Annotated in this window: 9 protein-coding genes; 5 read left to right on the top strand and 4 right to left on the bottom strand. The window is 64.0% G+C overall.

Going from position 1 to position 13,759, the window contains the following annotated elements:
• Positions 1-152: 152 nt before the first annotated feature.
• Both AC0L3X_RS01980 and AC0L3X_RS01975 read right to left on the bottom strand, forming a co-directional pair.
• Positions 153-3,161 carry an ATP-binding protein gene (locus AC0L3X_RS01980; RefSeq protein WP_063983959.1) on the bottom strand — a complete coding sequence of 1,003 codons (3,009 nt, stop codon included), beginning with the start codon at positions 3,159-3,161 and terminating at the stop codon, positions 153-155.
• Between the two features lie 136 nt (positions 3,162-3,297).
• Entirely contained in the window at positions 3,298-4,887 is a 1,590-nt protein-coding gene (locus AC0L3X_RS01975) for an ATP-binding protein (protein WP_224580704.1), read from the bottom strand.
• Here AC0L3X_RS01975 and AC0L3X_RS01970 point away from each other — a divergent pair.
• Both AC0L3X_RS01970 and AC0L3X_RS01965 read left to right on the top strand, forming a co-directional pair.
• Entirely contained in the window at positions 4,886-5,104 is a 219-nt protein-coding gene (locus AC0L3X_RS01970; RefSeq protein ID WP_231144588.1) for a hypothetical protein, read from the top strand. The two genes, AC0L3X_RS01975 and AC0L3X_RS01970, sit on opposite strands and share 2 nt — an antisense overlap.
• 368 nt (positions 5,105-5,472) lie before the next feature.
• Positions 5,473-6,441, top strand: a complete 969-nt coding sequence (locus AC0L3X_RS01965) for a catechol 2,3-dioxygenase (RefSeq protein ID WP_038955078.1) — start codon at positions 5,473-5,475, stop codon at positions 6,439-6,441.
• 71 nt (positions 6,442-6,512) lie between these two features.
• Here the strand turns inward: AC0L3X_RS01965 and AC0L3X_RS01960 are convergent, their stop codons facing one another.
• Both AC0L3X_RS01960 and AC0L3X_RS01955 read right to left on the bottom strand, forming a co-directional pair.
• A complete protein-coding gene (locus tag AC0L3X_RS01960; RefSeq protein WP_063983957.1) occupies positions 6,513-10,040 on the bottom strand; it encodes a molybdopterin cofactor-binding domain-containing protein in 3,528 nt (1,175 codons plus the stop codon).
• On the bottom strand, positions 10,040-10,522 hold the full coding sequence (locus AC0L3X_RS01955) for a (2Fe-2S)-binding protein (protein ID WP_063983956.1): 483 nt from the start codon (positions 10,520-10,522) through the stop codon (positions 10,040-10,042). Before AC0L3X_RS01955 ends, AC0L3X_RS01960 begins: the two co-directional genes overlap by 1 nt.
• Before the next feature lie 250 nt (positions 10,523-10,772).
• On the opposite strand from AC0L3X_RS01955, the gene AC0L3X_RS01950 reads away from it, so the two are divergent.
• From AC0L3X_RS01950 to AC0L3X_RS01940, 3 genes are read left to right on the top strand one after another with little or no spacing between them, the layout of a single operon-like run.
• Positions 10,773-12,230 carry a 6-hydroxynicotinate reductase gene (locus AC0L3X_RS01950; RefSeq protein WP_187387735.1) on the top strand — a complete coding sequence of 486 codons (1,458 nt, stop codon included), beginning with the start codon at positions 10,773-10,775 and terminating at the stop codon, positions 12,228-12,230.
• Positions 12,227-13,123 (top strand): UPF0280 family protein, encoded by an 897-nt coding sequence (locus AC0L3X_RS01945; protein WP_063983955.1) that lies wholly within the window; start codon positions 12,227-12,229, stop codon positions 13,121-13,123. Before AC0L3X_RS01950 ends, AC0L3X_RS01945 begins: the two co-directional genes overlap by 4 nt.
• A 15-nt stretch (positions 13,124-13,138) precedes the next feature.
• Positions 13,139-13,723, top strand: coding sequence for an amino acid synthesis family protein (locus AC0L3X_RS01940; RefSeq protein WP_063983954.1), 585 nt, complete (start codon positions 13,139-13,141; stop codon positions 13,721-13,723).
• Positions 13,724-13,759: the final 36 nt, after the last annotated feature.

Below are 13,759 nucleotides of genomic sequence, written 5' to 3'. Positions count from 1 at the left end.
CGTCCGATGCTCGAGATTGTACTTCTTGGCAAAGTCCCGTCAAGGTCGTTGCTCCGGGTCGGAGCCCCGGATTGCATGCCGCGCCCGTTGAAGCGCGGCGAGCCCACGAAACGGGCCCGGTGAACTGGTGTGTCTCGACACGAGCGGCCTTGCTAAACCGCGAGCCGGGATCCGTCCCAGGCAACAATGCCAAACTGATCGCAAATCGCGTGCATCTCGGCGAGATCCTCAGCGACGCGGGCGGTGCCAGGCTTCGCCTCGGCGAGCAGTCGCACCCTCAAACCAAGACATTCGACAATCAGCCATGGGTTCCTGATGGTCCTGGCGATGGAAAGAGCGTCATCCAAGGCGCTCAGGCCACGTTCGGATTTCCCGTCCCGAACGAGAGCCTCAGCGTAACCCGCATAGAGAAGGCAGAGCTCGATCTGGCCTGTCCGCAGATGCGTGCCGCTCTCCATACGGGCGTCTATCAGGTCGACGGCCTGATGTGCCTGGCCTGTTCGTGCCAGAGCGGTCGCCATTGCTCCGGTCAGGTTGGCCTTGCTGGCATCGTAGCCGTTACGTTCGACGATCTCCCTTGCAATCGACAAGCATTCCACAGCCTGGTCATTTCGATGGAGCATGAGGAGATTTCGTCCCATCGTAATGCGGGCGAGCACTTGCCCATATGAATCCTGTTCGCGAACTGCGATCTCCAATGCACGCAATGCGAATCCGAGCGCCTCCGCATATTGACCTGTTGCATTCATGAACCAGCTCCTGAATGCCAAAACCGTGCATTTTGGACCGGCCGGTGTCCCGAGACGGGCAGTCTCGAGTTCTCCTGTGAGCATTTCATTCAGTTCGTCCATCGCCGCAATCGCGCGATGGACGTGGCCCATGCTGTGCAACACATTTGCCATGATGGTCTGATTTGAAAATATGAGTGCAGTCGATTTCAGCGCTCGAGCCGTCCTCAGTCCCTCGCTCGTTATTTGCAGCCCTTCTTCATACCGGCCCTCAAACCAGTAGACCATCCCGAGTTGCGACTGGACGCTGCACACGTGAGCAATCCTGCCTTGGCGCCGCGCCAGCTCCAACGTCCGTGGCAAATGCATATTTACTTTTTTGAATTCGCCGAGTTGCAGCATCGAAGCGAAGCTCATTCGACCGAAGTCGACATATTTTTCTTCGGCGGCTTCCCCAAGACGCTCGATGAGCTTGAGCGCCCGGTCGTATATCAAACTGAGCGATGAGGCTGCGGCGTTCCGGCGCGCTTCGACGGCGGCGTCCCAGAGGTAGCCAAGTGCAGCATCAGCATCTCCGGCTTCCTCTGCATGAAAGGCCAACTGTTCGTAACGACCATCCAGATTCGGGTAACGCCGAATGATCGCCTGGACAGCGGCCTGGTGGATTTCCAGACGCCGGCCACGCGGTATCGTGTTTGCACAGGCCTCGGCGATGATCTGATGCCGGAAACGCACGGAGTTACCCGCAAGCGGATGGACAAAAGCAAATCGGGCAAGCTCGAACAACGCAGTCAGCAGCTCGCCTACGTCCACGCCGAGCACCGTCGTAGCCAATTGGATTTCGACCTCCTCTCCCAGCAGGCTGAGCGTCTGCACGAATGCCTTCAACTTCGGAGAAAGCCGTTGCAGGCGCGCATGAATCACGGACTCGACGCTCTGAGGCAGCGAATGTTCGCTCGTTGCGTTCGTCGCGTCCGCCGAACGCAAGAACTCTTCCAATACGAAGGGGACGCCGTCGGCGCGATCGATTGCTCTCGCAAACACGGTCGGGGATCGAGTTTTCGGCCACAATTGGCGTCCCAAAGCCTCCATGCAGGCCCGCGACAGCGGTTGTAGATGAATGAGCGAGTCCGCAATCTCCATGGACTGGTCTGATGATTCCGGACGTCCGGTCAGCAATATGCAAAGCGGCTTTGGGGTACTTGCGCGCGCGAGCAATTTCAGGAAATGGCGGCTTTCCGGATCGATCCACTGGAGGTCTTCGATCAGCAAGAGAGTTGGTCTATCAAGCGCCAATGCGAGGAAGGCATTGACAAGTGCACGTGCAATTTGCGTTTGCGTATTGTCGGTCAATCGTTGGCGAGAGGACGCTTTTCCGGCGATGAATAGGGCTTCGAGCTTTCTGCGATCGGCTGCCTCGATGTGCAGTTCCGCGAGAGCCTCACGAATATGTGCATCCGAAGATGAGCTGTTTGCAGCGAGCATGTCGCCCACCAAGGTGCGGGCGGCGGCGAATGCGGTGGCACGTTTCTGTACGCCGCCATAAAAGACGCAGCATCGCACGTCGGATGTCAGTGCCTCGGTCATTACGGCTGTCGCAAGGCGGCTCTTACCGATACCTGGTTCGCCCAGCAGCGTGACGGAGCAGCTTTTGGCGCCCGGGCGCGGGAGGAGCTCCCGAAGCGCCGCAAGTTCGTCGACCCGATTCACGATCGGATTTTGATAGCGGCTGGCGATTTCGTTGTGATCGACATCGTCCGGCCGGGCATTTAGCGTGTAGGCCTCGATGACCCGATCGGCGATTCCCGAAGTCGTCTTGTGCGCCGTAAGGCCGAGTGGCGATCGGCACAGCTTTGCGGTTTCGGCGCTAACCCTGATCTCGCCTGCCGCTGCTTCCTGCTGCAGCTTGGCAGCAACGTGCACGGTCGCTCCGGCAACGTCGAAGCGGGCGATGGCATTTTTGCCGCCTATGCGTAAGCCGACCAGGCCGGAGTGAAGTCCGACGCGAAAATTGACCGGATCTCCCCTGGGGCCGGACGACTGGCTATGACTCTGAATGTCCCAGGCTGCGATGCACGCACGATCCGCATGATCCTCATATGCGGTTGGCCAGCCGAATATGGCAATGCCACCGTCTCCCGCATAGTGGACAATCTGTCCCCCGAGACGCTCCACGGAGTTGCGGATGTGATCCAGCCACTGGTCCAAAAACGCTTGAGCTTCATCGGGATCGCAAGCCGCGATGTGGCGAGTTGAACCCACCATGTCGACGGCGAGCACCGTTATGATGTTACGATCCGCAATATTGGCACCGCCCACGGACATCTTCGCGCCCCGCGTGCTCAAACCGGCTCTAAAAGGCAAAGGTAGCACGAAGGACAAGCCTTGGGCTATCCGCGAGACGCGGCCTTGAGCCGCGATATCCGGGGGCATTCCCCGTCTTTCACGACTGTCCGCTGTTCGGGAAATTCCAGAGGCGATCGTGATTGAATCGAGGGGCCGCGGCGTACTGGATGCTCCGGTCAAGCCGGGGCATGACAGCGGAATTTGCCGAAGCGGTGTCCGTTCCTTACCGCAGTGGCTTCTTCAGCAGCGAGAAGCGATCCGGGTCCAGCCCCATCGAGGGCTGCAGCATCGGCGCTTCGGCGGTCGCGAGCGTCTTTGCGGGCGGCTGCGAGAACACCGGGTCGTTCGGCACGTCGCGTTGCGAGGTGGCGCCGCGCCAGCGCTCGAGCACGGCGCCGACGAAATGCATGTCGTGACCGGAGGTGACCGACGGCACGCTTGAGATGGTGGCTTCGCCGCGCGGCAATTGGTGCGGCGGCACCTCCTTGAAGCGCAGGCGGGTCGGCAGCGCGACGCCTTCGCCGAACGCCAGGACTTCGCGGGTGCCGAGTGATGGCACGAAGGACAGCAGGTTCGCGGCGGCATCCGACACCGCGGCGCGCAGCAGCGCCTGGTCGCGCTCGTTGGCCAGACGCATCGTGAACAGCGTGTTGCACTGGGAGATGATGGTGGCGTCGAGCTCGGCTGGACGTTGGGTGATGAGGCCAAGATAGACGCCGTATTTGCGGCCTTCCTTGGCGATGCGCGACACCGCCTTGCGGGTCGGGCCGAAGCCGACATTGCGGTCGGCGGAGGCATATCGGTGCGCCTCTTCGCAGACGAACAGCATCGGCGACACGCCGTCGCTCCACAGGCCGAAGTCGAAGGCCATGCGGCACAGCACCGAGACGACGGAATCGATGACCTCGGCCGGGAAGCCGGCGAGCTGCATCACCGTCATCGGCTTGCCGTTGGCGGGCAGGCGGAACAGATGGCTGATCACCTCGGCCATGGTGTCGCCGCCGACATTGGCGTTGTCGAACATGAAGGCGTAGCGCGGGTCGTTGCGGACGGCCTCGATGCGCGAGATCAGCTTGTGATAGATGATGCGAGAGGAGCGGTTTTCCAGCTTGCCCATGCGCTCGTCGATCAGCGAGATCAGATCGACCAGGCGGTATGGCACCGGCGTGTCGACGGTGAAGCCGACCTGCTTGGGATCGATGCGCTTCAGGCCGAGCCGATCGGTGTTCTGATACTGGGTGTAGATGCCCTTGGCGATCGGGATCACCTCGGCGAGGACGTCGAGCTCCTCGGGCACGCCGGCGCGGCCGCCGAACAGCACGTCGACGATTTCCTCGAAGTTGAACAGCCAGAACGGCAGCTTCAGGTTCCGCGGGTTGAGCACCAGCGCGCGATCGCCGAAGCAGCGGCCATATTCGTTGTGCACGTCGAGCAGGAAGATGCGCAGGTTCGGGCGTGATTTCAGGATCTCGTTGAGCAGCAGCGACACGCCGGTGGATTTGCCGACGCCGGTCGATCCCAGCACCGCGAAATGCTTGGAGAGCATTTCCTCGACGTCGACATAGGCGACGACGGAGCGGTCCTGCTGGAGGAAGCCGACATTGATCTGGTCCGATCCGGTCGGCGCGTAGATCGTGCGCAGCTCCTGGCTCGTGATCAGGTCGACGGAATCGCCGATGGTCGGATAGTTGGTGACGCCGCGCTGGAACTTGGCCTTGTCGGCGGCATTGTGGATTTCGCCGAGCAGGTCGACCGACGCGATGGCGATGTAGTCGGAGCTCGAGAGGTTCTCGCAGGACACCTCGGTGATCATGGCGACGATCACCGAGCTGGCGCAGCGGATGCTGACGAAACGGCCGACGGTGGCCCGAATTTCTGAGACCGGCATCTGGCTTGCCGCCAGCAGCCCGACCCGGGCGAGCGACCCGCGTACCGAAATCACGCGTCCAAAGGATGTCACGATGAATGAACCTGGCATGAGCAAGGGGTTTAACCCTGACTATGCGTGCCGCGGCTGGACAAACGGTTAAACGGCAGGCGCGGGGGCTTTGTTAAATCTGCGACAATTCGGTTGAGAGATTTGCTCCTAATGCATACTTGCGGGCGGAATCGGTAGGGGGATGCCGCTTTTCTAGGCCGATAGGCCCGACAGCGCTTAAGGAAGATTTTACCATTCGGCCAGTCGGTCCGCCGTTCGGGGATGGAGGTCATCCCGGCTGGCGCGTCACTCGATCCGGACGGCCATGTTTTGATTTGTTGACGGGACCTAATCATTTGTACATTAGTACAAATGAACCTGCGGCCTGGATGCCGCCCCCGTACGCTCGAGCGCGTTTGCAGCCTTGCGTCCGGTTGCGCGATCCGGTCCGGCGGATCGCAGTCACGCCTGGAGGAAAGCATGCAGCCCGAACCGATCCTTGATCTTGCTCATCTCGGCCACATGGAGCTGCTGACGCCGAAGCCCGACGAGAGCCTGAAATTCTTCGTCGACGTCATGGGCATGACCGTCAGCGGGCAGAAGGGCGAGTCGGTTTACCTGCGCGGCTGGGACGATTATGAGCGCTATTCGCTCAAGCTGACGGCGTCGAAGACATCAGGCATGGAGCATATGGCGCTGCGCGCGCGCAGCCAGCAGGCGCTGGAGCGCCGCGTCGCCGCGCTGAAAGGCTCCGGCTTCGACATCGGCTGGATCGACGGCGACATGGGGCAGGGGCCGACCTTCCGCTGCCGCGACCCTGACGGCCATATCGTCGAGCTCTATTACGAGACCGAATGGTACCAGGCGCCGCCGGAGCTTAGACCCGCGCTGAAGAACCAGGCGCAACGCTTTCCCGCGCGCGGCGTCAATGTCCGCCGCCTCGATCACCTCAACTGCCTCGCCGTCGACATCAAGGCCAACCGCGAGTTCTTCGAAAACTATCTCGGCTGCCGCCTCACCGAGCAGATCGTGCTCAACGACGGGCGGGAAGCGGCGATGTGGCTGACGATGTCGAACAAGAGCTACGACTTCGCCTACTCGCTCGACCACTCCGGCACACCCGGCCGCTTCCACCATGTCACCTACGCGCTCGACAGCCGCGAGGAGATTTTGCGCGCCGCCGATATCTTCCTGGAGAACGGCGTGCACATCGAGACCGGCCCGCACAAGCACGCGATCCAGCAGACCTTCTTCCTTTATGTCTACGAGCCCGGCGGCAACCGCGTCGAGGTCGCCAATGCCGGCGCGCGCCTCATCCTCGCCCCCGACTGGAAGCCGATCGTGTGGACCGAGGAGGAGCGCAAGAAGGGCCAGGCGTGGGGATTGAAGACGATCGAGTCGTTCCACACCCACGGCACACCGCCGGTGGAGGCGAAGAAGCACGGCTAGAGCATGACCCGGACCCGAAGGGCCGCGTTAGCGCAAAGTGTGAAGCGGCTTTCCGATTAGGTCGTGCTCCATCAATGCGTTGAGGTGCGCACGCGCGCGATCGTCTCGCGGACGCCGGTCCAGGCCGGCTTGTCCGGCGCGAACTGCCGGCGCAGGAAGGTGACGAGCTCTTCGACTTGTGCGTCGCTCATGCTGTTCTTGAAGGCGGGCATGTAGCCGAGGTCGCTGGAGACGGGCTCGGTGACGCCGTGCAGGATCACCTGGACAAGATTGTCCGGCATTCTGCTGTGCAGATTGCTGTTGAGCGCGAGCGAGGGCCGGCTGCCGAACAGCGGCAGGCCGCCGACCTCGTGGCAGACGGCGCAGGCGCCCTGATAGAGCCGCGCTCCGGTGGAAGCGGCGGTCGCGACTTGCGTTGCGCCTTCGAGCTTCGCGGCGAGCGCATCCTGCGTCTGCGTATCGGTTGCGGGGTCGTTGAACGAGTTGAGGTAGATCGCCATCGCGCGGATGTCCTGGTCGGGTAGCGCCGTGAGATCCCTGACGATCGGCGCCATCGGACCGGCCGCCACGCCGTGATAACGCGACTGGCCGGTGCGCAAATAGGCGAAGAGTTCGTCTTCACTCCATGGAATCGGCGCATGCGAGAGCGAGGTCAGGGCCGGCGCTTCCCAGCCCTCGGCAAATCCACCCGCGAGATACGCATTGCGCTGCTCCGCGCCGAGCGCGTTGCGCGGCGAATGACACCCGGTGCAATGGCCGAGGCTCTCGACGAGATAGGCGCCGCGGTTCCACTGCTCGGATTTGGCGGGATCGGGCTTGAATTCGCTCGTCCTGTGGAACAGGGCATTCCAGCCCGCAAGCAGCGGGCGGAGGTTGAACGGGAAGGCGAGCGCATTCGCCGGCGCTGTGGCGCGAACCGAAGGCTGGGTCATCAGGTAGGCGTAGAGCGCCTGCATGTCGGCGTCGCTGGTCTTGGCGAAATGGGTGTAGGGGAAGGCGGGGTAGAGCTGCCGTCCGTCGCGGTGCAGCCCGTCGCGCATCGCGCGCTCGAAGGCGGGATAGGACCAGGCGCCGATGCCGGTCTCGACGTCAGGCGTGATGTTGGTTGAGTAGATCGTGCCGAACGGCGTCTGAAGTGCGCGGCCGCCGGCGTTGAGCACGCCATTGAGGCTGGTGTGGCACTCCGCGCAATTGCCGAGTGCTGCGAGTTGCTCTCCGCGCGCGATCGTCGCCGCGGAATAGACCGAGGCATCAGGCCGCGCGATCGGCGCGATGGCGCGTCCGGGCAAGAGGGCCGCGCCGACGCCGATCGCGGCGGTGCAGACGGCCGCGATCGTCGCGAAGATGCCGGCGCGCTTGGCGAACGGATTCTGCCAGATGCGTGACGGCGGCGGCGCAGCGGGCGCGGGCAGGGCTTGCGGCACGGGCGATGTTTCAGCGTGCAACCCCCTCAGGATACGCTCGGGCGTGAACGGCGGCTCGCGGAAGCGCACGCCGGTGGCATCGAAGATCGCGTTGGCGATCGCGGCTGCGCTCGGCACCGAGGCGGACTCGCCGACGCCGAGCGGCGGCTGGTCCTGACGCGGCAACATCAGCACGTCGATCTTGGGCACGTCGGGGAACGGGATGATCGGATAAGCGCCCCATTCGCGCGCCGCCACCGCGCCGCGCTCGAACGAAACCTCCTCCATCAGCGCGCGGCTGGTGGACTGGATGACGTTGCCGTGGATCTGGTGGCGCACGCCGTCCGGATTGATCATCAGGCCGGAGTCCTGCCCGGCGACGACGCGCGTGACGCTGACATCGCCGGTGGACTTGTTCACCGCAACGTCGGCAACCCAGGCCGACCACGCCGCACCATAGCCGGGAAACTTGCTGTGGACATAGAGCGCATAGGCAAAGCCGCGCCCGTGCACGATGTCGCCGTTTTTCTCTTCGCGGACAGGCCGGGGCGTCCAGCCCGCGCGCTCGGCCACCGCATTGACGAGATCGACGGCGCGCTGGTCCTTCAGGTAACGCAGGCGGTATTCGATCGGATCGACGCCGGCCTCGGTCGCGGCCTCGTCGATATAGGATTCATGCGCGAACGTGTTCGGCAGCGCCGAGACACCGCGAAACCAGGACGCGCGCACGATCGGCGCCATGTCGTGGGCGACGACGCGCATGTGGTCGTAGTCGTAAGGCGGAATCGCGGTGCGGTCGCCCATGTGGAGCACATCGGCCACCGGCGAGATTCGCCCCGTCAACAGCAGCGCCAATGTCGGCGCAGCGTTGGAAGGGTAGCGCGTGGCGAGGTCGTAGCCGGCGACGCCGCCGTCCGCGTCGAGCCCGCCATTGACGTCGATGAGCTGCGCCGTGCCCTTGGGCTCCCAGGCGTGCTCCTGCTCGCGCGTCAGCTGCACGCGCACGGGCCGGCCGACGGCGCGCGACAGCAGCAGCGCGTCCGCGGTGACGTCATCGGCGCAGTTGCGGCCGTAGCAGCCGGCGGCCTCCAGGCGGATCACCTCGATCTCGCTCTCGGGACGCTCGATCAGGAGCGCCAGATCGCTGCGCAGGACATGCGGGTTCTGCGTGCCGGACCAGACGCGGATGTCGCCGTCCTGGACATCGGCGACTGCGCAGGACGGCCCGATCGAGGCGTGCATCTGGTACGGCCACACATAAGTGCGCTGCATCGGCTTGGCCGCGCCCGATATCGCAGCATCGACATCGCCCTTGTCGATCAGCGTGCGCGGCGTCGATGGATGGGCGCGCAGCGCGGTCTCGACGTCGGCGAGATCGGTTAGATGAGGTGTCGGCTTCCAGCTCACCGCGAGCTGCTCCGCCGCGCGGATCGCGTTCTCCTCGCGCTCGGCGACCACGCCGACGAAATCGCCGATGCGCACGACGGCAATGATGCCGGGAATGTCGCGTACCGAGGCCTCATCCACCGCGATCAGGCTGGTGCCGACGAACGGCCCGGCATCGACGCCGGCATAGGGCGGACGCACCACCCGGCCGTGCAGCATACCGGGCACCCTAATGTCGTGCACGAAGGTCAACTCGCCCGTCGCCTTGGCGGGCAGGTCGACGCGGGGCGTCGACTGGCCCACGATGGCGTAGTCGCCAACGGACTTGAGTGCGACGTCGTCGGCAAGCTCGAGGCGAATGGTCTCGCCGCCGATCAGTTCGCCATAGCTGACGCTGCGGTTGTGCCCGCGCACGAGGCCGTCTTCGATCTTGAGGTCGCTGGCCGGCAGCTCCAGCCGCTCGGCTGCGCGCGCGATCAGAAAGTGCCGCGCTTGCGCGGCGGCCTTGCGCAGGGGGACGGCGGTGATCTGGATGGTCTCGCTCGCGATCGTCGCGCCCTGGTTTGGAACCACGGCGGTATCGCCGAGCACCACGACGACGCGCGCAAAGGACACATCCAGCTCTTCGGCGACGATCTGGCCGAGTGCGGTGCGGATCCCGGTGCCGAGATCGACATGGCCGTTATAGGCCGAGACCGATCCATCCGCGGTGATGCGGACGAAGGTTTCGGACGTGACTTCGTCCACGGTGCGGACGACGACGAGCGAACCGGATTGCCGCTCAGCTCCGTTCGAAAGAGGGGAGGCCATCAATCAACGGCCTCAGTGATCTGGCCGGATGCGCGCATCACCGCGCGCAGGATCTCGACATGGGTGCCGCAGCGGCAGAGATTGTAGCGCAGCGCCGCCAGCGCCTCCTGTTCGGTCGGCTGCGGGTTGATCGCGAGCAACGCCTTGGTGGTCATGATCATGCCGTTAAGGCAATAGCCGCATTGCGCGGCTTGCTCGTCGATGAAGGCCTGCTGCACCACATCCGGCTTGTCGTGCGTGCCGAGCCCTTCGAGCGTCAGGATGTCGCGGCCTGCACAGCCGCTCACGGGAATCACGCAGGAGCGCGCGGCGGCGCCGTCGATCAGGACAGTGCAGGTGCCGCATTCGCCCAAGCCGCAGCCATATTTCGGACCGTTGAGCGCGAGGTCGTTGCGCAGCACATAGAGCAGCGGTGTCTGCGGCGCTGCCGTGATCTCGTGGATCCTGCCGTTCACGGTGAGGCGGATCGGTGTCTGCGTCATCCTCGTTCCCAAGCCCGTGGCCAAGTGCTCATCAAAACCTACGTCGCGACGATACCGTTTGTACACAAACGTGCAAGCCGCGCATGCCGCACTGCAGCGCGACTGCCTTCTTTGTGGACAGAGCGGATAGGCAAATGGGGTTTTATGCGGCAGCCGCATCTTTTGCGCCGCACCGCCGCTTGACAGCCTTCGGGAGGGCGCGCAACATCGTTCGTATACGAATGATAACCGCAGTCGACTGGCTTTGGACATGGTGACTGAAACGACGAGCGCCGCCATCGACAAGATCCGTTGCGATGCCTGTCCGGTGATGTGCTACATCAAGCCGGGCGCGGCGGGCGCCTGCGACCGCTATGCCAACCACGACGGCAAGCTCGTCCGCGTCGACCCGCACGTGATCCTGGAACGCACCGTCTCGCATGGCGGGAAGCTCGTTCCGTTCAGCCGCACCGAAGACTGGGACGGCAAGATCGTCCACGAGCCCTCTACCTTTGTCACCGCGATCGGTGCGGGCACGACCTATCCCGACTACAAGCCGGCGCCCTTCATCGTCTCGTCCGAGATCGATGGCGTCGACATGGTGACTGTCGTCACCGAGGGCATCTTCTCCTATTGCGGCATCAAGGTGAAGATCGACACCGACCGCTATCTCGGCCCGGAAACCGCGACCGTTCGCGCGCAGGGCGAGGCGGTCGGCCACGTCACCACCAGCGAATACGGTTCGCAGATGCTGTCGCTCGGCGGCGTGCATCATCTCACCGGCGGCTCCAAGAAAGAGGGCCGCGTCACCTGCGATACGCTGATGGATCTCGCCAATTGCAAGGCGGTCGAGCTCACCATCGACGGCGGCGCAAGCGTGGTGGTGCAGGCCGGCCAGGCGCCGATCGTCAACGGCATGAAGGAAGAGCGCATGCGCGTCGGCTGCGGCTCGGCGACGATTGGCATGTTCGCCAAGCAATGGCACGGCAAGGTCGACGAGGTCGTCGTCGTCGACGACCACATCACCGGCGTGCTCTCGGAGCACCAGGCCGGCAAGCTGCTCGACATCGCCGACACCGGCATCAAGATGAAGGGCCGCCGCTCGACGCCGGGCCGCTATTTCCAGGTCGCCGATCCCGGCACGGGGTGGGGCGGCACCAACATTTCCGATCCGCTGGCGATTCTCGGGCCGTTCGACGCCAAGGAAGCCAAGCCTGGTCTCTCCATGCTGATGGTCTCCACGACCGGCGAGCACTCGTCTTACTATGTGCTCGACGAGGCCCTGAAGCCGGTCGAAACCGAGATGCCTGATGACCTGAAGTTCTCGGTCGAGCGCATCCAGGAGAATTGCGAGCCGGCGCTGTGCACGGTGTTGTTCATGGCGGGGGCCGGCGGCTCCTTGCGCGCCGGCGTCACCGACAATCCGGTGCGGCTGACGCGTTCGGTGAAGGACGCGCTGACGCGCGTCACCAGCGGCGGCGCGCCTGTTTATGTCTGGCCGGGCGGCGGCATCACCTACATGGTCGACGTGACACAGATGCCTTCAGGCGCGTTCGGCTATGTGCCGACCCCGGCGCTGGTCGCGCCGATCGAGTTCACGATGAAGCTGTCCGACTATGCCGCGCTCGGCGGGCACATGGATTATGTGAAGCCGCTGTCCGAGGTGCAGAGCGGTGACGACGTCCGCCAATTGCCCTGGCAGAATCCGATTCCAGGGCGCTGGGCATGACCAGGCTCCCGCAAATCGCATTGCTGTCTGGTGGCCGGCGGCTGCATTTGCAGGATGGACCGATTGATCTGATCGTGGAGGCGAGGGGGCGCGCTGACGCAGTGCGTGCGGCCTATGAGGCAGCGGCGCAGCATTTCACCGGACTGCTCGACGAACTCTGCGCGGAATTGCCGGAACTGCGGACGGCCGCTGAAAAGCAAACTTCGCTAAAAGGCGTGGTGGCGCGTCGGATGCACGCTGCTGTCGCACCCTATGCCGCCGATTGCTTCATTACGCCGATGGCCGCGGTTGCCGGCAGCGTTGCAGAGGAGATTCTTGGCGCCATGCTGGGCGCTGCGACGCTCGATCAGGCCTATGTCAACAATGGCGGCGATATCGCGCTGCATCTCGGCGAGGGCGAGCATTTTTCGGTCGGCCTGATGGATCGGCCTGATCGTGCCGGCGTGCTGCGCAAGATGAGGGTCTACTCAGGTGATCCCGTGCGCGGCATCGCGACCAGCGGGCGTCACGGCCGCAGCTTTTCGCTCGGCATTGCCGACGCGGTCACGGTGCTGGCTGCCACCGCATCGCAGGCCGATGCGGCCGCGACGGTCATCGCCAATGCCGTCGATCTGCCCGGGCATCCCGCCATCATCAGAAAGTCTGCGAACGAGCTTCAGCCCGACAGCGACCTCGGCGCGCGTCTCGTCACCCGCGATGTCGGTGAATTGTCGCAGAGCGAGATCGCGGCCGCGCTGGAATCTGGCGCGGAATGTGCACGGCAATTGTTCGATCGTGGATTGATCGAGGGTGCCGTGTTGCAGCTTTGTGGTGATATGCTTGTCATCGGAACCAGGGATATGGAAGAGCAACGAACGCGCCCGCGCATGCTGGAGAACGCGGTCTATGCCTGAACAGGGAAGCGAAACATGAGCGCGATCATCCGCAAGATCGTCACCGTCGTCGAAGAGACGCAGATGGAAATGGGCCGCCAGGTCTCGCCGCCGACGCGGCGCGCAGCGGCGATCGCCGTGATCGAAAATCCCTTTGCCGGCAAATATGTCGAGGATCTCTCGCCCCTGATCGCGATCGGCGAGGAGCTCGGCGAGCTCCTGGCGAAGCGCGCGGTGGCGGCGCTGGGCATCGATGGCGCGAAGGCGCAAAGCTACGGCAAGGCCGCGGCTGTCGGCGAGAACGGCGAGCTGGAGCATGCGGCGGCTATCCTGCATCCGAAGATGGGCGCTCCGGTGCGCAAGGTCCTGAGCAAGGGCGCGGCGCTGATCCCATCGTCGAAGAAGCGCAGCGGCCCGGGCACGACGCTGGACATTCCGCTCGGGCACAAGGACGCAGCCTTCGTGCGCAGCCATTTCGACGGCATGGAGGTGCAGATCAACGACGCGCCGCGCGCCAACGAGATCATGGTCGCGGTCGCCGTCACCGATAGCGGCCGTCCCTTGCCGCGCGTCGGCGGGCTGACGGTTGCGGAAGTGAAGGGTGAAGACGGTTTGAAATAGAGTTTGAACCGGGGAGGCGGGCATAGCTTCTCCGAC

The sequence above is a fragment of the Bradyrhizobium sp. MI1.7 genome, from assembly GCF_055811795.1.
Note: the sequence above shows the minus strand (reverse complement) of the source record. Positions and strands in the feature narration are given on the sequence as shown.